The sequence below is a fragment of the Anaerorhabdus furcosa genome, from assembly GCF_900167375.1.
GTDB classification, from domain to species: Bacteria; Bacillota_I; Bacilli_A; order Erysipelotrichales; family Erysipelotrichaceae; genus Anaerorhabdus; species Anaerorhabdus furcosa.
In genome coordinates this window covers 245,981-267,554 of the sequence record NZ_FUWY01000004.1, presented here as the reverse complement: position 1 = coordinate 267,554, position 21,574 = coordinate 245,981, and the positions used below count along the sequence as shown (strand labels likewise).

At 31.2% G+C, this 21,574-nt stretch carries 22 protein-coding genes; 17 read left to right on the top strand and 5 right to left on the bottom strand.

Annotated elements, in window-relative coordinates:
- Positions 1–365: 365 nt before the first annotated feature.
- A complete protein-coding gene (locus tag B5D14_RS08175; RefSeq protein ID WP_200804786.1) occupies positions 366–1,349 on the bottom strand; it encodes a MerR family transcriptional regulator in 984 nt (327 codons plus the stop codon).
- A 91-nt stretch (positions 1,350–1,440) separates the two neighbouring features.
- On the opposite strand from B5D14_RS08175, the gene B5D14_RS08170 reads away from it, so the two are divergent.
- The 6 genes from B5D14_RS08170 to B5D14_RS08145 all read left to right on the top strand — a co-directional run bounded on the left by B5D14_RS08170 (position 1,441) and on the right by B5D14_RS08145 (position 7,763).
- Positions 1,441–1,896, top strand: a complete 456-nt coding sequence (locus tag B5D14_RS08170) for an NUDIX hydrolase (protein WP_078712111.1) — start codon at positions 1,441–1,443, stop codon at positions 1,894–1,896.
- A complete protein-coding gene (locus B5D14_RS08165) occupies positions 1,893–2,303 on the top strand; it encodes a UPF0158 family protein (RefSeq protein WP_078712110.1) in 411 nt (136 codons plus the stop codon). Before B5D14_RS08170 ends, B5D14_RS08165 begins: the two co-directional genes overlap by 4 nt.
- Positions 2,284–3,813, top strand: coding sequence for an SWIM zinc finger family protein (locus B5D14_RS08160; RefSeq protein ID WP_078712109.1), 1,530 nt, complete (start codon positions 2,284–2,286; stop codon positions 3,811–3,813). The genes B5D14_RS08165 and B5D14_RS08160 overlap by 20 nt, the downstream gene beginning before the upstream one ends.
- A gap of 94 nt (positions 3,814–3,907) precedes the next feature.
- Positions 3,908–4,714 carry a MerR family transcriptional regulator gene (locus B5D14_RS08155; protein WP_078712108.1) on the top strand — a complete coding sequence of 269 codons (807 nt, stop codon included), beginning with the start codon at positions 3,908–3,910 and terminating at the stop codon, positions 4,712–4,714.
- Positions 4,715–4,785: 71 nt separating this feature from the next.
- On the top strand, positions 4,786–6,561 hold the full coding sequence (locus B5D14_RS08150; protein ID WP_078712130.1) for a flavocytochrome c: 1,776 nt from the start codon (positions 4,786–4,788) through the stop codon (positions 6,559–6,561).
- Positions 6,562–6,794: 233 nt separating this feature from the next.
- Positions 6,795–7,763, top strand: a complete 969-nt coding sequence (locus tag B5D14_RS08145) for a Gfo/Idh/MocA family protein (protein ID WP_078712107.1) — start codon at positions 6,795–6,797, stop codon at positions 7,761–7,763.
- A 103-nt stretch (positions 7,764–7,866) separates the two neighbouring features.
- On the opposite strand, the gene B5D14_RS08140 is transcribed toward B5D14_RS08145, so the two are convergent.
- The gene (locus B5D14_RS08140; RefSeq protein ID WP_078712106.1) at positions 7,867–9,132 is read right to left on the bottom strand and encodes a sensor histidine kinase; all 1,266 of its coding nucleotides are present in this window, start codon (positions 9,130–9,132) and stop codon (positions 7,867–7,869) included.
- Positions 9,129–9,836: a LytR/AlgR family response regulator transcription factor gene (locus B5D14_RS08135; RefSeq protein ID WP_159443765.1), complete on the bottom strand. Its 708-nt coding sequence runs from the start codon at positions 9,834–9,836 to the stop codon at positions 9,129–9,131. The genes B5D14_RS08140 and B5D14_RS08135 overlap by 4 nt, the downstream gene beginning before the upstream one ends.
- A 180-nt stretch (positions 9,837–10,016) precedes the next feature.
- On the opposite strand from B5D14_RS08135, the gene B5D14_RS08130 reads away from it, so the two are divergent.
- Both B5D14_RS08130 and B5D14_RS08125 read left to right on the top strand, forming a co-directional pair.
- Complete coding sequence (locus B5D14_RS08130) at positions 10,017–11,435, top strand: APC family permease (RefSeq protein ID WP_200804785.1); 1,419 nt, start codon at positions 10,017–10,019, stop codon at positions 11,433–11,435.
- Between the two features lie 13 nt (positions 11,436–11,448).
- Entirely contained in the window at positions 11,449–12,690 is a 1,242-nt protein-coding gene (locus B5D14_RS08125) for a metal-dependent hydrolase family protein (RefSeq protein WP_078712103.1), read from the top strand.
- 57 nt (positions 12,691–12,747) lie between these two features.
- Here B5D14_RS08125 and B5D14_RS08120 read toward each other — a convergent pair whose 3' ends face one another.
- Positions 12,748–13,098 carry a MerR family transcriptional regulator gene (locus B5D14_RS08120; protein ID WP_078712102.1) on the bottom strand — a complete coding sequence of 117 codons (351 nt, stop codon included), beginning with the start codon at positions 13,096–13,098 and terminating at the stop codon, positions 12,748–12,750.
- Between the two features lie 63 nt (positions 13,099–13,161).
- Between B5D14_RS08120 and B5D14_RS08115 the strand changes: the two genes are divergently transcribed.
- From B5D14_RS08115 to B5D14_RS08090, 6 genes are all read left to right on the top strand, one after another.
- Complete coding sequence (locus B5D14_RS08115; protein WP_078712101.1) at positions 13,162–14,337, top strand: MFS transporter; 1,176 nt, start codon at positions 13,162–13,164, stop codon at positions 14,335–14,337.
- A gap of 65 nt (positions 14,338–14,402) precedes the next feature.
- A complete protein-coding gene (locus B5D14_RS08110; RefSeq protein ID WP_078712100.1) occupies positions 14,403–15,203 on the top strand; it encodes a hypothetical protein in 801 nt (266 codons plus the stop codon).
- Between the two features lie 94 nt (positions 15,204–15,297).
- Positions 15,298–15,672, top strand: a complete 375-nt coding sequence (locus B5D14_RS08105; protein ID WP_078712099.1) for a GntR family transcriptional regulator — start codon at positions 15,298–15,300, stop codon at positions 15,670–15,672.
- On the top strand, positions 15,659–16,528 hold the full coding sequence (locus B5D14_RS08100; RefSeq protein ID WP_078712098.1) for an ABC transporter ATP-binding protein: 870 nt from the start codon (positions 15,659–15,661) through the stop codon (positions 16,526–16,528). Before B5D14_RS08105 ends, B5D14_RS08100 begins: the two co-directional genes overlap by 14 nt.
- Before the next feature lies 1 nt (position 16,529).
- Positions 16,530–17,885, top strand: a complete 1,356-nt coding sequence (locus tag B5D14_RS08095; protein ID WP_078712097.1) for a hypothetical protein — start codon at positions 16,530–16,532, stop codon at positions 17,883–17,885.
- A 56-nt stretch (positions 17,886–17,941) separates the two neighbouring features.
- Positions 17,942–18,361, top strand: coding sequence for a pyridoxamine 5'-phosphate oxidase family protein (locus B5D14_RS08090; RefSeq protein WP_200804784.1), 420 nt, complete (start codon positions 17,942–17,944; stop codon positions 18,359–18,361).
- 59 nt (positions 18,362–18,420) lie between these two features.
- Here the strand turns inward: B5D14_RS08090 and B5D14_RS08085 are convergent, their stop codons facing one another.
- Positions 18,421–19,260 (bottom strand): metallophosphoesterase, encoded by an 840-nt coding sequence (locus B5D14_RS08085; protein ID WP_078712096.1) that lies wholly within the window; start codon positions 19,258–19,260, stop codon positions 18,421–18,423.
- A gap of 217 nt (positions 19,261–19,477) precedes the next feature.
- Between B5D14_RS08085 and B5D14_RS08080 the strand changes: the two genes are divergently transcribed.
- The 3 genes from B5D14_RS08080 to B5D14_RS08070 all read left to right on the top strand — a co-directional run bounded on the left by B5D14_RS08080 (position 19,478) and on the right by B5D14_RS08070 (position 21,574).
- Positions 19,478–19,828, top strand: a complete 351-nt coding sequence (locus B5D14_RS08080) for a BlaI/MecI/CopY family transcriptional regulator (protein WP_078712095.1) — start codon at positions 19,478–19,480, stop codon at positions 19,826–19,828.
- Positions 19,829–19,840: 12 nt separating this feature from the next.
- Positions 19,841–21,223, top strand: a complete 1,383-nt coding sequence (locus tag B5D14_RS08075) for a M56 family metallopeptidase (RefSeq protein ID WP_078712094.1) — start codon at positions 19,841–19,843, stop codon at positions 21,221–21,223.
- Positions 21,224–21,304: 81 nt separating this feature from the next.
- Positions 21,305–21,574, top strand: coding sequence for a DUF1905 domain-containing protein (locus tag B5D14_RS08070; RefSeq protein ID WP_078712093.1), 270 nt, complete (start codon positions 21,305–21,307; stop codon positions 21,572–21,574).

The following is a 21,574-nucleotide window of genomic DNA, read 5'->3' as shown; positions in this document are numbered from 1 at the left end:
CAGGCTCATAAACCTGTTTTCTTTGTTTTTTAGTTCCCACTAAGGTAGGGTTCACACAGTTTATTTAGTTCCCACTAAGGTAGGGTTCACACAGTTTATTTAGTTCCCACTAAGGTAGGGTTCACACAGTTTTTTACATAAGATTATCCTTATGCAACCTCATACTAACAAAGGTTAAAAGATTTGTCAATACCAATGAATTCTATTATTACAACTAGAAAAAAATCATTAAGAGTTATGTTTGTGAATTGTTAAATCAAGTCAAATGTTATGGGAAATTGCTAGATTTCATGATGATTACATTACTCTCAAATCTATTATTAAATTTAATATTAATTTTGGATAAGTTGTAAAATAATGATTACTTATTTCTCCTGTATAGGCATGAGTAAATCAATTTGCATAGTTTCTGGTTCAGTATTCTTTAGGTGAATATGACTATAGTAATTAATGTGTTCATCCATTAAACCACACATATGTTCTTGATCACTCCAGTCACCTGCAAATTCATAAAGTTCATTCTCATGTACCCATTTTGCTAAATCCTCCCATTCATCGAAATTTCCAAAAGGTATCATATGTGCTGCATATAAACCACCTTTGAATTTCTTTTTGATTAAGGGTTGAGGTACTTCAAAATCATCAGGAATTGTTACCCATGATTCATAACCATGAAATCCAGTTTCATCTACTGGGTTTGGATGATTAAATCCATAGTGACGTAAATCTGGTTTTATCTGTTCGAGTTTTGAGTTACGCACAAATTCATCAATGAGATAATTTGAATGCGTTTCTGGGTCATCACCAATGTGATGAGCAGCTGCAACAGTTGCAGGTGGTAGATAGATAATACGCACATCTTTTAGAGTAGATAGTTTTTCATCAGCCTTTTTTAAATTCTTCATCGTTTGATCCTCCTTAAAATTGATGCTGACAAGATTAAGTGATTCAATGATGCCTCCAATTCCATCTGTATTTTCAATGAGTTCAACTAGAGGAATATTTGTTTCATCACTTAATTTTTGTACAAAATGAAGGAGAATATCTTTGATGGTGGATAAGGCAGTGATTTCTTCATCTATTTCGGATATGTTTTGTTGAAATATTTGAATGGTTTTCATTGCATTTTGATTGAGCAAAATTACTTTTATTTGTTTTGCCGATATTCTTAGTTTGCGAAGAAGTAAGATTTGCTTCAATTTTGTAATAGTTTCCATGTCATAAACACGATAGGCATATCCTTCAAGTCGTTTACTGTGAATTAATCCTATTTGTTCATAATACCGAAGCATTCTAGTTGATATACCGAGTCTTTTTGATACTTGAGTAATTGTATTCGTATTCATCATATATCCTCCTGTAAACCTACTATAAACGATGACACGGTGTTAAAGTAAAGAAATCTATGTATAATATTATTATAAAGGAAGAATTTAATTTATGAGTTATATTAATGAATTAAGAAAAATAGTTGGACATAATGAAATATTAAGTATCGGTGCAACAATAATTGTAATGAAAGAAAATAAAATTCTGCTTCAGTTGCGCTCAGATATAAAAACATGGGGAATTCCAGGAGGAGCAATTGAACTAGGAGAAACACTAGAAGAGGCTGCAACTCGTGAATTAGCTGAAGAAACGGGTTTAATATGTGATGAATTCGAATTGTTGAATGTATTTTCAGGAAAAGAATTTTTTATGGAATACCCAAATGGTGACAAGGTATGGACAGTTCCTGTAGTCTTTTTGGCAATCAATGTAAAAGGTGAGTTGAATTGTGTTGATGGAGAGAGTTTAGAACTAGAATATTTTAATTTAGAAGAACTGCCAAATCTAGAAAATAGAGCTGGCTGTATAATTAAGTGGTTAAAAAATAGGGAGATATTATTGATATGAAACCGTTAAATGAATTTTTAGATCAAATAGAAAAGGTAAGCCAAGAATATGAGATATATTACAACAAAGAGACTGAAGAATTTGAAGATAATTTTTTATTTGACCCTTCCATGAATAATCCTGAAATTGATTTTGAGGATGATGGTTGGATTCGTTTACCTACATCGTTTGAAATTCATGAATATAGAATTATGGAATCATTTATAGGGACAGTAACACAAGAAAAAATCCGAAGAAAATTAGAAAACTCTATTCGTGGAAAAGGAGCATTTAGAAGATTTAAAGATACTTGTTTTGACTATGATATACTTACAGAATATTACACTTATTTAAGAAATCAGCAACAAGAAATAATAATTGTATGGTGTGAAAGAAACGGTATTGAATATGAAGAAAATAAATCTTGATCAATATTTTGAATCGCGGATTTTAAAAAGAGGATATAACTATTACCGAGAAGGCAGTGTTTTTAATGTAAAAAAAATTGGTGATGTTTATACTGCTTATGTTCAAGGTAATAGTAGTTATCGAGTAAGAGTTGATTTAAACAAAGAGCCATATGATATGGAATGCTCATGTCCTTACGCAGAAGTGGATTATTGTAAACATATGGCTGCACTTTTGTATTATGTTAAAAATAATGAAGAAGATATTTCCCAAGGAGATAAAAATGATTTGAAAAAACAAGTCAAAATACTATTAGCAGGGGGAGAAGCTCAAAAGATATTTGCAGTTGTTGAGCATCAAGTTAATCGATTGTGTGGACGTGATGGAATGATTACTTGGAATAAGGGTGAATACTTTGTTGATATTATCTTTAATGCTACTAAGCAAGCAGAGTTGTTATTAATGGAAGAAGATATATTTGTCTTAATTACTAAACTTTATCATTTAATTGCAACGATTTCTATGGATGGATCCAATGGGGAACATGGATGGTCTTTTACTATAGTAAATAAATTAACATTGAAGTATATTTCGATATGTAAAGAAAATTTTATTAAATTTGAAAATTATATTGTTGAAGAACTTGAGCAACATTTGTTAGGTGATTTTAGTATTGAGCCTATTCATACACTTGATGATTATGTAAAGGATAGAACAACTGCTTTATTAGCTATCCAATGCATTGAGCGTATAGAAAATCTTATTCCCAAACTTGAAGATTTCATATCCTATGGATTTGAAGAATTCATTGTAAAGAAAGTAACTTGGTACTATTCATATGGTAATAAAGGTACAGCGATAAAGGTGGCAAATAAACATTTAAAAAATGATGAAATGCTCACTGTTCTTAAAGAAATATACAAACAAGAAAATAATATAAATGGATTGCTAAATATCATGGAGAAAAAAATTGATAGATGTGTATGGACTGTTTTGGAAGATAATGTAAATGAGTTGATTCAACTATATGTAGAAACAGGAAATGAAGATCGTATTTCTTGTATGCTTGAGAAAGCAATATATAGAGAATTTTCGAGTGAATTATTTCTTAAGTTAAAGAAATATTATCCCAAAGATGATTGGAATGAGTATATTGTCAACCTATCTAATAAACTGAAAAAGCGTAGTATTTATAATTACATGGTTATATGTAAGCATGAAAGATGGTTTGATAATCTTATGAATGAAGTAGAACAACACCAAGATATTAGAGTATTGGAACAATATGCAGAGACTTTACGAGAAAATTATCACGAAAAAATTACACAATTATATCGTTATTTAATTTTATCAATTGCATCGTACCAACACACAAGAAAAGGTTATGTAGAAGTAGTTGACCATTTAAGTTGCATGTCAAAATTTGATGTTAACGAATCTTGCATATTATATGAAGAGTTGTTAGAGAAATTTAAAAATAGACCGGCATTTATAGATGAACTAACTTATTTCAAAAATATTTATTTGTAATAATATGAAAAAGAATTCTTGCATTTACTAGTCTGAATTTGTTAGACTAGTTTTTATTAAAGGAAATATGTGAAAAAAATAACGAGGGGTAAGAATGAAATACACAATTAAGGAAATGGCAGAATTATTAGCAGTTACAACACATAAGCTAAGATATTATGAAAAGATTGGAATCATTGCTCCAGAGGTCAATGAAGAAACAGGATATCGATACTTTTCAGTAATTGATACCCGTCGATTTAACCTTGCACGTTTGTATCGTGGCATGGGTTTTAGTGTAGAGTCATGTTTGGAATTACTAAGCAATCAGGATTCTTCCCAAATCATTGAATCAATTCAAAACCAAAGAGAGAGCCTAATAGAAGAAGTAAGATTTAAACAGTTGTGTATTGATGAAATGGAAAGATATGCTTCATTTTTGCTGAGTATTCCTGATTTATTGAATCAAGTTAAAGAGATAGAACTAGAACCGTATATTCGTATTGAGTTTTCTGATAATGAAAAAATAACGAAGGATAAAACAATCTTAGCAATTCGAGATAATATTGTTGAGTTTGCGCCACTTGTTCGTTGGGTAAGTCGTATACCACGATCAACAATGGAAAAAACAAGTGGACATTTAGAATATCATTATGGAGTCAATATGAGTTTAAGTAATGCAAAGAAACTAGGATTAAATTTAAGTAACTTTGAAGTCATTCCAGGAAGTAAATACTTGATGACAATATTTAAGAAAAACAGTAATCCTAATTTTGGATGGGAAACTTTATCGCTTATGCAAGCATATATCGCCAAACATAAAATAGAAAACTATGAGTTTGGACTCAGTTCTTGTATTCATTCCACAATTGAAGAAGGTGTGATGGTAAACTACCATTATTTAGCCGTAAAAATTAATTGATAAAATATTAACAAAGTACTTGACCTTAGAGTAAGGCTAACGTTTATAGTTTTACTTGGAGGATAGAGATGATGAAAAAATTATTTAAAGTGGCTTTAACTTTAGTACTTGCATTCTCTCTAGCTGCTTGTAGTAGTCCTAAAACTACAGGTTATAAAGCAGGAACATATACTGCTGAAGCTACAGGAATGAATGGACCAGTTAAAGTAGAAGTAACAGTAACAACCGATGCAATTGAAAAAGTAGTTGTTACAGAACACAGTGAAACACCATCAATTAGTGACCTAGCAATTAGTGATATGCCAGTTCGTATTGTTGATGCACAAGGACTTGGAGTAGATACAGTATCAGGAGCTACAATTACTTCGAAGGCAATCTTAGAAGCCGTTGGAGTTGCAATGAAAGATGCTGGTGCTGATGTTGAAGCACTTAAAAAAGTAACATCTAAAGTACAAGAAAAAGAAGAAGACAAAGAATACACTGCTGATGTTGTGGTTATTGGAGCAGGAGGAGCAGGTTTAGCTGCTGCTGTTACTGCAAATCAAGAAGGCGCATCAGTTATCGTTATAGAAAAAATGCCTAAAGTTGGTGGAAATACAATTTTAGCAGGAGGAGCCTTAAATGCAGTTGATGAAGGTAGTGAAACTGCAATTGCAAATAAAGACTCTGTAGAATTACACTATACTCAAACTTATGAAGGTGGCGATAAACAAGGAGATCAAGAACTTGTTAGAACACTTGTAACAAATGCTTGGGATGGTGTTGAATGGTTACAAAGTTTAGGTATGGAATTTAAAGAAGGAACATTTACAGTATTAGGTGGTATGTGGCCAAGAGCTCATAAACCAGTTGAACCAGTAGGTACAGGATTCTTCAATGCATACCAAAACTATATTGATTCAAATGAAAACATCGATTTATATTTAGAAGTTACAGCAAAAGAATTTATCGTTGAAGATGGTAAAGTAGTTGGTGTTATTGCTGAGGGTAAAACAGGAAATAAAATTACATTGCACGCAAACAATGGTGTAGTACTTGCAACAGGTGGATTTGGACAAAACGTAGAAATGCGTCAAGAATACAATACACTTTGGGCAAATTTAGATGAAAGTATTAAATCAACTAACCATGCTGGAGCAACAGGTGATGGCATCATTATGGCAGAAGCTGTAGGTGCTGAACTTGTACAAATGGGTAACATTCAATTATTACCAATGGGTGATCCTGAAACAGGTAGCTTAAGTGGTAACATTGAAATGGGAGTTGAAAATAGAATCTTCGTAAATGACGAAGGAAATCGTTTCGTTGATGAAGGTGCACGTCGTGATGTGATGACAACTGCATTATTTGAACAACCAAATTCACACATGTGGGTTATTCTTGATAGCCATGATTACCCTACAGGTGATGAAGTAAATAACTTTAATGAATCAATTAATCAATTAGTTAAAGATGGTCGTGCATTCAAAGGTGATACTCTTGAAGAGTTAGCTGAACAAATTGGTGTTGATCCTGCAAACTTAGTAAAAGCAGTTGAAGGATTTAACACTCATGTAGCTGATAAATCAGCTGATGAATTTGGTAGAACACTTTACCAAGATCCAATTGATCAAGGACCATATTATGCTGGAGCACGTATTCCAACAGTTCACCATACAATGGGTGGAGTTAAGATTAATACTGATGCTCAAGTAATCAGTACAACAGGAGATATTATTCCTGGATTATATGCTGCTGGTGAAGTAACTGGTGGTATTCATGGTGCAAACCGTTTAGGTGGTAATGCATTAACAGACACTGTCGTATTTGGCCGTATTGCAGGAGCATCTGCTGCACAAGCTAAATAATTAAATAGCTTCTTCCGTAGGCATCTTACTAGAAATAGTAGGATGCTTTTATAATGTAAGATACTATAAAGAAACTTCAAGCATTAGATTGAAAAGTTTAAATTGTTGAAACATAAGGTGAATATACAAAATAATCTTTCCATTAAAGAATAGTAAAATTATTTATGATAATTGAGGTTTGATTGAATGAGAAGTATGTTAAACTTAAAACAATAAGAAATAGAGGTTAGTTTATGGATAAAAGTGTAAATATCGTTGGCTTAGGAAGGCATATGAAAAAGAATATTCTTCCCTGTCTTTTAGAATTAGGAGTAGACATTGAATCTATTACAACAAGATCAAAAGAAAAAGCTCAAGCAGAGATAAATTATCTTGGCTTAACTACTTATCTTTATGATGATGTAGATGTCATGTTAAGGGAGTCAAAGAGTGACTATGTGATCATCGTTGTTCCTATGGAAGAAGCGTATGCGTTAGTTATGAAATGCTTACAAGCAAATAAAAAGGTATTTGTGGAAAAACCTTGTGGGATGAGTTATACACAAGCTAAAAATATTTATGATTGTTCAATTGAAAATAGTATTCCTGTTTTTGTTGGCTTCATGAAACGCTATGCACCATGTTATCAAAAGATGAAAGAAATAATTGAACAAGGAAATTTAGGGAGTGTGCAGTCCTTTGATGCTCATTTTAATGTTGATGCAAGTGCTTTCTGCAAAACAGATAAAGATTTTATGTATGCAGTAGGTATTCACTTTATTGATTTATTACAACATTTGTTTGGTGAAATTAAACAAGTAAAAATATTAAAAAATAATGCTGGTCAAGGCACATCCTATGTCTTGATATTGCGTATGAATCAAGGTGTAGTTGGAACGTTGAGTCTTGAAAATAGAGCACCATGGACTCGAGAGAGCGAAGGGATAACTTGTACTTTGGATGATGGATTTATTCAAAGCAAAGAATTAAATGAATTCGTTATTCATAGAAATACGGATGAAGAAAATGGATGGCAAACATTAAGTGAAATGGATACTGTTTATCGTGAAAACTACACACCTGCTTCAGGTACATTAAAAGATGTTTATCTTCGTGGATTCATGCAAGAATTAAAACAATTTTTTAATGATGAAATTGAAGTTACAAATGATAATATGAAAACCACAGAGATTATTGAGAACATCTTAGAACAATTGAAATAAACAGAGATCATTTTATTCATTTAAAAGCCACTTTTAGTATTATTCTAAAAGTGGCTTATTAATTTTATATTGTAATGCTTGTAAAGAAGTAGAGTATCAGACTTTATAATCGCAATAAAATAGTTACAACGAATTCATTTTGATCAAACTGATAATTAAATGATCCATGGAGCTTCTCAACAACACGTTTTACATTGTATAAACCATAGCCATGATTCTTATCTTGTTTTAATGATAAAAGTTGATTTGAGGATTGTTTAATTGATCCATTAAAGGTATTTGAAACAGAAATGAAAAGCTGTTCCTTGTAAATATTCATCTTTAAGTTAATTGTTTTATTTTCTACTTTTGAAGTTGCTTCAATGGCATTATCCAATAAATTAGAAAGTATAATACATAAGTCTAGATCTGGAATACATACTTCATTTGGGATAAGGATATTGTAGTTTAAATGAATATTTTGTTTATTGGCTAGATTCATTTTTTGATTGAGTAAAATATCAACTGTGTTGTTACCAGTGAATACAAATTTAGAAATTTGATGTAAGTTCTCATCATATTCATTAATGTATTCAATCGCTTTTTCAATGTTGTCATCTTGTAAGTATCCGCGAATCATACGAATGTGATTTTTTAAATCATGTTTAATCGAACGTATTTCTTGATTGTATTCAGTTAAGTCAATGAAGTGTTGTTTCTGTAGTTGCATTTGTTGACTAATTAATTCTAAATGAAATGTTTTCTCACTATTGTAATTGAGTTGATCGGCCATAAAGAATAAAAAGAAAGTATAGAAGAAAAGAAGCACAGAAATATCAATGTAGAGCATAGTTGAATTCTTTTGATTGAGGACATTCATACTAAGACTTAGATTAATTAACGGAAAGACAAATAAGATAAAATCAATGACATACTGTGTTGGTTTGCTTGTTAGTTTTCGTGTTAGTAAGATTAAACAAATCATGAAAAAGACAATAGCACATGCGATGAATTGTGTTAATGGATTTAACACAAGTTCAAAGACATTACTAGGAATAGGATAATGGCTAAATTCTAAATAAATAAGTGCAGCAGATAATTTTGCAGCGTAAGTTAATGTTACAAATAAACTTGTAGTAATTAGTTTAGTTCGTAGATCATTGTAATAGAGATAATAACTAATTGCTAAAGCAAAAACGACATAATAAATGACTGTTGAAAAGAAATGAAAATCGATAATATAAGTAAATAATTGAAATAAGAAATATGCAAGAATTGCAACGTTTCTTTCTTTTATAAAGGCATCTTTCTTAGAAAGCAGGTTATCTAAGATAAAGAAGAAGAGAAAGGTTTCAAGTGCTGCAAGTAAGATTGACAATAAATAATTCATCGGTTTTGAATATATTCCATTAATGCATCATGTACCTGCTTGGACTTATGTTTACTTAATAAAATTGTATCGTTATTATCAAGAGTAATTACATCTTTGAAAATATTTTTAATGTATTTTAAATTTACAATGAAACTTTTATGAACACGCATAAATCCATAATTGGATAAACTCTCTTCCATTTCACTGATTTTACCAATCATTGCGATTTGGCTAGTTTGTGTATGAATAGTTAGTGTACGTGTTAATGATTCTATATAATATATTTCATTGAGTTTAATTTTGGTAACCCCTTGTGAGTTATGGATACTCAATGTTAAACTATCATTCTTTTTTAAGTTTTGAATAATTGTATTTATTTCTTTTAAGAATTCATCTTGTTTTAATGGTTTTAAGTAGTAACGTCTAGCATTTACAGTATAACCTTCAACTGCATATTCAAGAGTTGAGGTAATAATTAAGATTTCTACATCTTGATCAAATGTTCTTACAAATTTGGCGGTATCTAGTCCATTGACTTTTTCCATCAGCATATCGAGTAAAAGAATATCAAATCGTTGGTCATTCTTGTAAGCATCTATTAAATCTTGCCCATCACTAAAACATGTAATCTCACATTCATTTGCACAATCAAGTTTTTCTAAGCAGTTGATAATCCATTTTGTATCAAAAGGATTATCATCTACAATTGCAATTTTAATCATAAAAATCCCCTTATATATCATACACTATTTGTATGATTTTTAGAGAATGGATTTCGACCAATTATGACACTAGAAACCCCAATTATTTGTTTTGTATTGTAATCATTTGGTAAAAGAGATAAAAAGGTTGTAACCGGGAAATAGTATGCGCATAAAATAAACAGAATGGGAGAATTACGAATGACAACAAGCGAGACAAAAATGAAGAAGACCCTGACAAACTGGAACTTCTTCACCATCGGATTTGGTGCCATTATTGGTACAGGATGGGTGTTACAAGTAGGGGACTGGATGGACAAGGGTGGAGGTCCAGTTGCAGCAATTATTGCATTTATTATTGGAGCAATTTTCTTACTACCAGTAGGTGCAGTGTTTGGTGAATTAACAAGTGCAATTCCTATTTCAGGAGGGATTGTAGAGTATGTAGATAGAACATTCGGTAAGCGATTATCATTTGTTACTGGTTGGTTTTTATCACTTGGGAATGGGATTCTATGCCCATGGGAAGCAATCGCTATTTCTAAATTAGTTGGGATGTTAATTCCTCAATTGAAGATCATCCCTTTGTATACCATCATGGGGTATACAGTGTATTTGCCACCACTTTTAATTTCATTAGCATTTGCATGTTATGTGATCCGTTTGAATTTTAAAGGTGCATCATCTGCCGCAAAACTTCAAGGTTTCTTAACTAAAATGTTATTGGGTGGTATGTTGATTGCAATGGGTGTATCTCTTTTTACAGGAGGGCCACATCACTTACAACCAATCGTATCTGAATCAAATGGAAATAATCTTATCTTAGGAATTATTCCAGTATTAGTAATGACACCTTTCTTCTATGCAGGATTTGATACAATTCCACAACAAGCAGAAGAAGCAGCAGAAGGACTTGATTGGAAGAAATTTGGTCAAGTAATTTCACTAGCATTACTTGCAGCAGGAATTTTCTACGCATGTTGTATCTATGCATTTGGTACAATCGTACCTTGGAATGATTTTGTAGCTTTAGGAACTGATGGTTCTGTACCTGCACTTGCAGTACTTCGAACAATCAATGGTGTGTTCTTTGTTGTTATGATGTGTATTGCAATTCTTGGACCTTTAGGACCAATGAATTCATTCTTTGGAGCAACATCTCGTATTTTACTAGCAATGGGAAGAAAGAAACAACTTCCAGCAGCATTTGAAAAAATAGATGATAATGGAAATCCAAAGACTGCAAATATGTTGATGGCAGCATTAACTTTAATTGGTCCATTCCTTGGTGGTAATATGTTAATTCCACTTACAAACGTGAGTGCACTAGCATTTATCTTTGCATGTTTTATGTGCTCAGCAGCATGTCTAAAAATGAGATTTAGTGAACCTGAACTTAAACGTCCATATTCTGTACCTGGCGGTAAGTTTGGAATAACACTTGCATGTCTTGCATGCCTTTGTATTATTGCATTAATGGTATTACCTTTCTCACCAGCAGCTTTATTACCAGTTGAATGGTCTATCGTTATTGGTTGGTTAGTTTTAGGTTTAATCTTTAATCTTGTATCAAGTAGTCGAAGTACCAAAACAGTAATTCAAGTCGAAGAAGCAGAATAAGGAGGACAAACTAATGTCAAAAATTGCATTCGCACATGGTTTATTAATTGATGGAACAGGTAAAAAAGAAGTAAAAGATTCTCTTGTTTTAGTAGAAGATAAGAAAATCGTATATGCAGGAGCATTAAAAGAAATTCCTGCAGGTTATGAAGTAAGAGACATTACTGGTAAAACAATTATGCCAGGATTAATTGATAGTCATTTACATTTCTCTGGAAACTTAACCGATGATGATAGTGATTGGGTATTAGAAGATCCAATTCAAAAAACAGTAGTTGCAGTTCAACAAGCACATGAATGTCTAGAACGTGGACTTACAACAGTAGGAGAAATCTCTCGTTCAGGTCTTCAAATTCGTAATATGATTGAAGAGGGAGTAATGAGTGGACCACGTGTTGTTGGTACAGGACTTGGATTCTGTAGAACTTGTGGACATGGTGACTCTCATAAACTTCCAATTGGATACAATGCAGAATCTCATCCATGGGCTGAAAGAGTTGATGGACCTTGGGAACTAAGAAAAGCAGTACGTCGCAGACTAAGAGAAAGTCCAGATGCAATTAAAATTTGGTCAACTGGTGGTGGAATTTGGCGCTGGGATCAAAAACTTGATCAACATTATACATTAGAAGAAATCCAAGCTGTTGTGGATGAATGCAACATGGTAGGAATTCCTGTTTGGAGCCATGCTGAAGGTTACGGTGGAGCTCTTGACTCTTGTAAAGCTGGTGTACATTTAATTATTCATGGTCAAACATTGAATGATGAATGTTTAGATATTATGGCAGAAAAAGGTATTTACTTCTGTCCTACAATTCAATTCTTAAACGAATGGTTTAAAACTTATCAACCTCCATATGTACCTGAAGTACATGATAAATTCCCTGGTGATACAGTTGCAGAAAAAGAATTAAATCGTGTATATTCAAACTTACGTCGTGCTAAAGACAAAGGAATCGTTCTTACAATTGGATCTGATTCATTCTGTTCAAGCTTAACTCCATATGGTACAACTGCAATTGGTGAAATGTATTCATTCAATGAAAAAGCTGGTATTGATCCAATGGATGTTATTGTAGCTGCAACTAAAAACGGTGCAGACATGTTAAAAGTAGGGGATATTACAGGAACACTTGAAGAAGGTAAGTTTGCAGATTTATTAGTTATTAATGGTAACCCACTTGAAAATATTCGTGCAGTAGCAGTTGAAAACATGGAAGTTATCATGAAAGAAGGAACAATCTACAAAGGTTAAAAATTAAGCTAAACTACAAAGTGGTTTAGCTTTTTCAATACATTTATTTACTGAAGATTAATCACCATTTAGTAACTTCATTTTACGATCTAAAACAACCAAAGTATCTTCTAATTCTTTTATTTGTTGAAGAATATCCTCTTTGTGTTGATTAAATATTTCTTTTCGTTTTGCGATAGTAGTGGGACCTTGTTTATATAAAGTGATGAAATTCTTAATATCATGAATGGGCATCTTTGTTTTCTTTAAACACACAACAACTTTGAGAATGAGTAAATCATCTTCTGTGAAAATTCTTTGATTTCCACTAGAACGTTTTAATGAAGGGTATAATCCTTCAGATTCATAGTATCGAAGTGTACTTGTAGGTAAATTTAGCATCTCACTGACTTCTTTTATTGTATACATTGTATTCTCCTCTTGACTTAAAGTTAACTTTAACTTGTATTATATCACTAATGGGGGATTAATATGAAAAAGAAATCAATTGGGGGAATGTTAGTTGTAACTGCATTCTTAGGCATATTTATGAATATCCATCATCCAGTAACACCTACATTATTTTCAAGCATGGAATTACCTTCAAGAATCTTTGGGACATCATTTGCGATGATGTGTTTTTTTAGTTTTCTTACTTCACCATTTTGGGGTGAAATGAGTGATGCGAAAGGTAGATTAACGGTATTTTTGATTTCATGTATTGGCTATGGGATTGCTCAAATATCGTTAGGTTATTCTTCTAATGAATTCTTTGTCTTATTATCAAGATCTTTGGCAGGTGTCTTTGCATCAGGTGCAGGTATTGCTTCCATGGCTTATGTCGCAGATTTATATGATGCGCAAAGTAGAGGAAGAGGGATGAGTATTTATATTGCTGTTCAATCAATTTCCTTAGCTGCAGGCTATCTTATTGGTGGCTTCCTAGGTGTCATCTCTTTTAAGTTTGCCTTCACTTTTCAAGGAGTTGGAATGATACTTCTAGGTATCTTTGCTTATAAACTACTTCAAGAAAGCTATGAAAGTACAAAGCGTATTGATGCGAAAAATCTACTTAAAACAATTAATCCATTTACTTCATTTGTAAATGCAAAATCATTAATTACTAAAGCACTTGTTTACTTTCTCTTTGTTGTCGTTCTTAGTTCATTTGCAAGTACTTGCTATGACAATGCATTTAATTACTATTTAAAAGATCAACTTAATTTTTCTTCAGCTTATAATGGCATAATAAAAGCAATCGTAGGTCTAATTGGATTAGTTGCAAACTTTACAATTAACATGTGGATTATTGAAAAGACAAAGATACGTAAATCACTTACCGTTGTTTTACTTCTTTGTTCAACTGCAGCCTTTGGTATTTTACTTCAAGAGAATTTAGTTATCTTTATCATCGCTAATTTATTTTTCTTTACTGTAAATGCAATCTATCAACCCATTGTTCAAACTTTGATGATAGAAGGTAGAAGTAATGATGAGATAGGTATTGCTACTGGGCTTATCAATGCGGTTAAAAGTTTAGGATCAGTATTAGGAGCTCTTGTTGCAGGAATGGTTTATGATATCTCATCCTTATTTCCTTTCTTGCTTGCAGGTGTTATGTTTACTTTATCAACATGTTTTAGTTTTATCTATTCAAAGATGAAATAAATAATAAAATCATCTTTCTTTTGTGTTTATTCTAATAATGATAAACTGAAACAAAGGTGATACATATGACAGATGATTTCTATAAAGTATATCTACAAGACTATTTAAGTGAATATCATTGTTCACATTTTTTAAATCATCCTAATATTTATAATTACATAGCTTATATTACTTTCTTCTTAGGCGCATTTGCTCTAGTAATCTATGAACTGCTTTTTGATACACAAAGTGTTTGGGGTATTTTTGGTTATGTCCTTGCGATACTGTTGGTTGTCATATTGAGTATGCTTCTATGGAAGCAATTACAGTTAAGAATAATTAAAAACTTTAAAAGAAATTACCCAGGTGTTTTACAAAATATAAAATTTAATCGTTTCAATTGGTATAAAATTGATGAAACAATGATTCAACTAAAACAATTCTTAGTTCAACAAGCAGTAGATGAGTGGGAAGCAAATCAAAGGATATGTAATGAAAATTATTTATTTGACTACAACTTAAGAGCTTATGTACATAAGAAACTCAGATTTTTAAGTTTCTCAAGTACATCGATTGGTTTATTGGTATTTTCATTTATTATTAAAAGATTGTTTGAACAAATATTGAAAGTTGATATTGGAATAAAATTTTTCATTAATATATCGAATTGGTTCTCCACCTATATCCTTGGTTTAAGAAGTGGTAATCCAGAAATACTTCAACAAACAATAACGGTTATAACAATAGTGCCTATTTTAGTTCTTATGATTTATTTCTACTTCAAATTACCCAAGTATTTAAAGAACTTAACAACACAATTCAAATATGGTGATTTATTTAAAATTACAAGAATTGAATGTGAGAAAAGCTATATGCGAAACAAATAAAGAGGGAAACCTCTTTTTTTCTTAGGGTTGACAAAACTTCAAGGTGATAGTACAGTTAATACAGATAGTACAAATAGTACAGAAGGAGGTTACTATGTTTCTTATTCGGATTCAAGGAAATGAGCCTATATTTATTCAAATCAAGAATCAAGTCAACAAATTTATTGAAATTGGAGTATTAAAATCAAATGACAAACTACCTTCTGTACGTAATCTTGCACAAGAGCTAGGGGTTAATCCTAATACAGTTGCGAAGGCATATTTGGAACTTGAACAAGAAGGCATTGTTTATACACTCAATAAGAAAGGTGTATTTATCAGTGAGGGATTGTCGACAAATAATCATAAGAATCAATTGATGAAAGAATTTAGTCAAATTGCAGAGTTATGTCTTGAACATAACATTACCAAAGAAGAATTAATGAAAGCATTACAATCAATGGAGGAAAAAGAAGATGCTAAGGATTGAAAATTGTTCGAAATCGATTCATGATTTTGAGATACTAAGAAACTGTAATCTAGAATTAGAATCAGGAAAAGTAATGGGGCTCGTTGGGGTTAATGGTGCAGGAAAGACAACATTACTTAAATGTATTATGGGTATTTATGATTTTGAAGGGAAAATTACATTAAATGATCAAATAATCTATGAAAATGAGAATGTTAAATCAAAAGTAATCTATGTTCAAGATTCTAACATTTTTCCAAAAGATGCGACGATTAAAACAATTATAGAATTATATCATCAATTCTATGACTTCAATGAAAGCTTATTTAGAAATTATATAAATCGTTTTCATTTAGACGAAAATAAAAAAATTTCTACTTTCTCAAAAGGAATGCAACGACTTACCGCTCTATGCTTTGCATTTGCAGCTAATCCAGAGTTATTACTGTTAGATGAAGCATTTGATGGCTTAGATCCTAAATCAAGATTAGAGATCAAAAGAATGTTAATTAGTGAATTAGAAGAATCAAATATGTCTGTTCTTATTTCATCTCATGCTTTAAGAGAGTTAGAAGATATATGCGATGATTATGCAATCTTAGATAAACATATTTTATTAGAGGGAAATGTAACGGAATCAATGGAGAATATCAATCGTATTCAAGTTGTCTATGATAAAGAAGTAGATGTATTAAATCGCCTTATTGATTTTGAAGTAGTGGATTACAAACAAACGGGTAATGTCCATGTCGTAGTGGTTAGAGGAGATGTAGAAGCTATAGAAAATAAGTTAAGAGAAGATCATCCGGTTTATTATGAAAAACTCAATGTTTCATTTGAAGAATTATTTATTTATTCAAACAAGGAGGATCAATAAAATGAAAGACAAGTACTTAAATTATTTGATAAAAAGTAACAAGACATCTTTGTTTATATTCATCTTAGGGGGATGTATTTTATTACCAATGCTTTTTAGTACGGTGAGTGGAATTAGTGCATATCAGTTTTATATCATGTATATCTTGATAATCTCAATCCTATGTCCAAGTATTTATTTGACTTATATTCATAAGAAAAGAGAAATTAATTTTAATTTGAATTTACCACTTAATAAAAAGAATATATGGCTAACACGATTTATATTTACACTTACCATTATCTGGATACAAATCATAGTTTGTATGTTAGTCATGTATTTTATGTTTTTGAACAAAGATAATTTGGATTTAACGATTTCCTTTTTACTAACTACAATACTTATCTTATTATTGGGATCATTTATTATTGTTTCAATTTGTTCGTGGATTATTTCTAAATGCAATAATGTTTTAGATTCAATATTATGTATCATTGCATATCTTGGATTACCTGTATTTACATTATTAGCAATTAATCAGTATTTATACTCAAATACACTTTTTCTAAATAAAATATTTTATTTTATTACAAAAAGTAGTGTTTCACCTTTAGGTTTAATTTATGAAATGATAATCAACAAATTAATATCAAATGAAATCTTTTCATATCAAATATTCTTCTTTACAATTTTCTTGGCTATTGGTTGTGTGTGCTTTGTTTATACAAGAAAAGATATTGGAAACCATAAAGTTGAAGATGCAGGTGAAAATACAAATAAAAGATATTTATACCCATTAATAGCAGTGTGGGTTGCAGTTTCATTTATGATATTACAAGTGAATCAAGAGTTAATTACATTTGTATTTATTCTAATTCTATTTCTTGGTATTTTGAGTTTAGAAAAAAGAAAGCTTGTAATTACAAAAGAAGTATTGATTACATTTGGTATCTTAGCAATAACTATCATTGGATTTAATTTTATTTTTCACAAAACACAGGCTTTTGGATTAGAAGAAGTCTATGCATTTAATAAACCGGAATATACAAGCTATACGTTGTATGAATATGAAGAAGAAAATGATGAGAATTTTCGTCCAGCAATAAGAAAATATACGGCACAATTTTCAGATAAGCAAATGGAATTCTTGAAAAACTATATACAAGAATACATAGTAAGTTATCATACAAATAAATTAGAAACATTAATAGAATACGATGAAAGACGAGGGTTTCTTGCAGTAGAGACAGTTTATTCAACTGAATCTGGAAATAGAGGGCATGGAGAAACTATACAACTAGATGAATATCGTCTAGAAGAAATAAAAGAAATATTGGAAAATAGCGGTTATAATTTGAACCGATTTGAGCTTGAATAATTTATGACTTCTAACGTGATTTTATGATAAAATCATGGTAGAGCGAGGGCTAAATTATGATGAGAAATAAAGAGCAAACTTTGGGTAACTTAATTGATAAATGCAAAACAGCTTATATAAGTTATGTTGATACGGAAGGCTATCCAATTACTAAAGCAATGCTTGCACCAAGAGAAAGAGATGGAATTAAAGAGTTCTATTTCACTACCAATACTTCTTCAAATAAAGTAAATTATTTTAAAGAAAATCCTAAAGCAAGCATCTATTTTGTAGATAATCGTTTCTTCAGAGGTTGCAGTTTAGTTGGTACAATAGAAGTTCTTGAAGATCAAGCATCAAAAAAGAGAATATGGCGTGAAGGTGACACGATGTATTATCCAGGTGGTGTAAGCGATCCAGATTATTGTGTATTAAAGTTTACTGCAAGCAAAGGTAGATATTATTCGAATTTCAGTAATGAAGATTTCACACTATAAGAAAGTTCAATAAATGAACTTTCTTTTCTTTATGGACTCGATGGAATTGGGAATCCATATTAATGCAATGTAAAAATAGTTATTTCTGGGGGCACCATAAAGCGTAGAGGAAGACGAGATGTACCAAGACCATGATTGACATAAAGAGTTGTTTGTCTTTGGTTATCAAAGGAATAGAGTCCAGATAAATATTTATTTTCAAGAGGACTTAATAATAAAGAAGTATCAATGAAAGGAAAATCAATTTGCCCACCATGGGTATGACCAGATAACGCAAGGTCATAGGGATAATCTAATAAATGATCGATTAAATAGGGTTCATGAATAAGTAATAAATTAAGAGAGGATTGCTTATCATAATTTACAAAAGCATCTACAATATTTGAATTACCTAACAAATCATCATCTAAACCTGTCATATAAATCGTTTCTCCAGAAGCCAACTGAATGGTTTGACTTTCGTTTTTTAACACAATAAATCCAGACTGATTCATTATATTTTCATATTGACGAACGGCACCACCACCATGATCATTATTTCCAAAGATTGCGTATTTTCCTAAAGATGCATCGAGTTGACTTAAGTAGGTGATTACTTCTGTTGTTGGCTTATACAATGCATAATTACTAAATAAATCACCAGTAAATACAATAAGATCAGGATTCAATCGATTTACTTTCTCTACAACATTTTTCAAATTATTCGGTTTATAGTTTTTACTGATTTCAATATCAGATAACTGCACAATAACAAGTTTCTCATTGAGGGATGAGATATCCAGATCGATTTGATTAATCACAAGAGATGCTGGTTCTATTTTATATGAATAAAATAGAATACCTAATCCACATAGTAATAGAACTAACATCATAAGAAAAATTTGGCGTAGTCGTTTCATAGATGCCCCTTTCTAAGTTTGAATAATAGTTCTATTTTAGTACGAACAATTAGTGATGTATATATAGAAAGAATGATAAATACTTAAGAATTTATGACATTTTGAATAGTAATGAATAAAGAAAAGGATTTATCTAGTATTTGATTATTGACAAAGAGGAAACAATGGGATAAACTTCATGTGTATAAGACTACGTTGGTAGACTCGAGGTGGTAAAATGAAACTTACAAGTACTGAAATTCGGTTCATGGCATTGATTTGGGATAATGAACCTATTCCGTCAGGAGAATTAGTATCAATTTGTGCTGATATTTTTGATTGGAAGAAATCAACTACGTACACTTTCTTAAAACGTCTACAAGAAAAAGGTGCTGTAAAGAATAATAATTCAATGGTATCTGCTCTTGTGAAAAGGGAAGAAATTCAAAAGGTTGAAAGTGAAGATGTAATTGAAAATACATTCTCAGGATCATTACCTAAGTTTGTAACTGCATTCTTATCAGATAAGAAGTTATCTAAGAAAGAAGTAGATGATTTAAAGAAATTAATTGATAACTACAAAGAATAGAGGTGATTTTAGTTGGAAACAATAACATCACTATTTAAAACAATAGTCTCTATGTCTATTGGCGCTAGTGTTGTAATACTAGTTGTATTAGTGGTTCGATTGTTATTTAGAAAAGCCCCTAAAATATTCAGTTACTCTCTTTGGTTATTTGTATTAATTCGCTTAATCTTTCCAATAACATTTGAAAGTAAAGCGAGTATTTTAAGTGTACCTTCAACACTATCAGATCGAATCGTTGAGGACATACCAGTAACTGTAGAAGTAATCAAAGGTACAATGACAGAAACAATTGTTGCAAGCCACTCAATTTCATTACTAGATATTTTATCGATTGTATGGATTTGTGGAATGTTAGGCTTAATTCTATATACAATAGTTTGCTATATCAAAATTAAGAAAACATTGAAGTATTCAATAAAGATGGTGGATAACATCTATGAATCAGAATCCATCTCAATGCCATTTGTATTTGGAATATTTAAACCTAAAATATATATACCTCTTAATTTAAATAAACGACAAAAGCAAATTATTCTTGCCCATGAAATTATTCATGTTGAAAGAAAAGATACACTCATCAAATCAATTGCTTTGATTGTTACCATGATTCACTGGTTTAATCCGTTTGTTTGGCTTAGTTTCTATGTCATGAGCAAAGATATGGAATATTCTTGTGATGAAAAAGTAATTCGTCGCCTTGGTGATAAGTGTAAGCAATCATTTGGAATGACCTTACTAGAATTTGCGATTAATCCATATATCATGGTTGTCTCATTTAGCGAATCTAATACGAAAGAGAGAATTAAACATATGTTAAATTATAAAAAACCAAGTTTTTGGGTATTACTGGCTTGTCTTTTAATAGGAGGTTTATTAATTATACCTCTATTAAGCAATCCAACTAAAGAATCAAAGCCTTCACCAACACCAACAATTGAAGTAACACCAACACCAGAAGTAAGCACTACACCAACGACTGAACCATCAACTACCCCTAGTGCTGAAACAGAAAATAAAGAAGTAAGTTATATTGCACCTTTAAAGAATTTTGAAGTAACATGTGGTTGGGGATGTTACGCTGGGCATGATGCGATTGATATCAAAGATCCAAGTAATAAAAACGCTGACATTTACGCTATTGCAGAAGGTAGTGTTGAAGAAGTTGGATTTGACAAATCGACAGGTAATTACATAGTTATTGATCATGGTGATTCGAAATCATTCTATGGACAAATGAAGAATGAGTCATCATTAAAAGAAGGAGATTCAGTGAAGCAAGGCGATGTCATTGGTGTAACAGGAATGACTGGACAAGCATCAGGTGAACATTTGCACTTCGCTATTATGGATAGTGATGGTAATAAATTAAGTAACACCCTTGAATTAATTCAATAAAGCGGGAAACCGCTTTTTCTAATGCATGATTGAACAAAATTAAATAGAATAACATATAATAAGAATGAAAGAGGGTTAATTATGAATTCAAAACAATATCAATTTGATGCAGTTATACAAAAAGTTCCTGATATTGATGGTGCATACATAGAATTTCCATATGATGTGAAAACTGAATTTGGTAAAGGAAGAGTTAAAGTGCATGCAACCTTTGATGGCGAATCTTATGATGGTAGTTTAGTAAGAATGAAAACACCAGGACATATCATTGGCATTCGAAAAGAAATTCGTGCTAAAATTAATAAACAAGCAGGAGATACAATAAGCGTAACAATAAAGGAGCGAGAATAA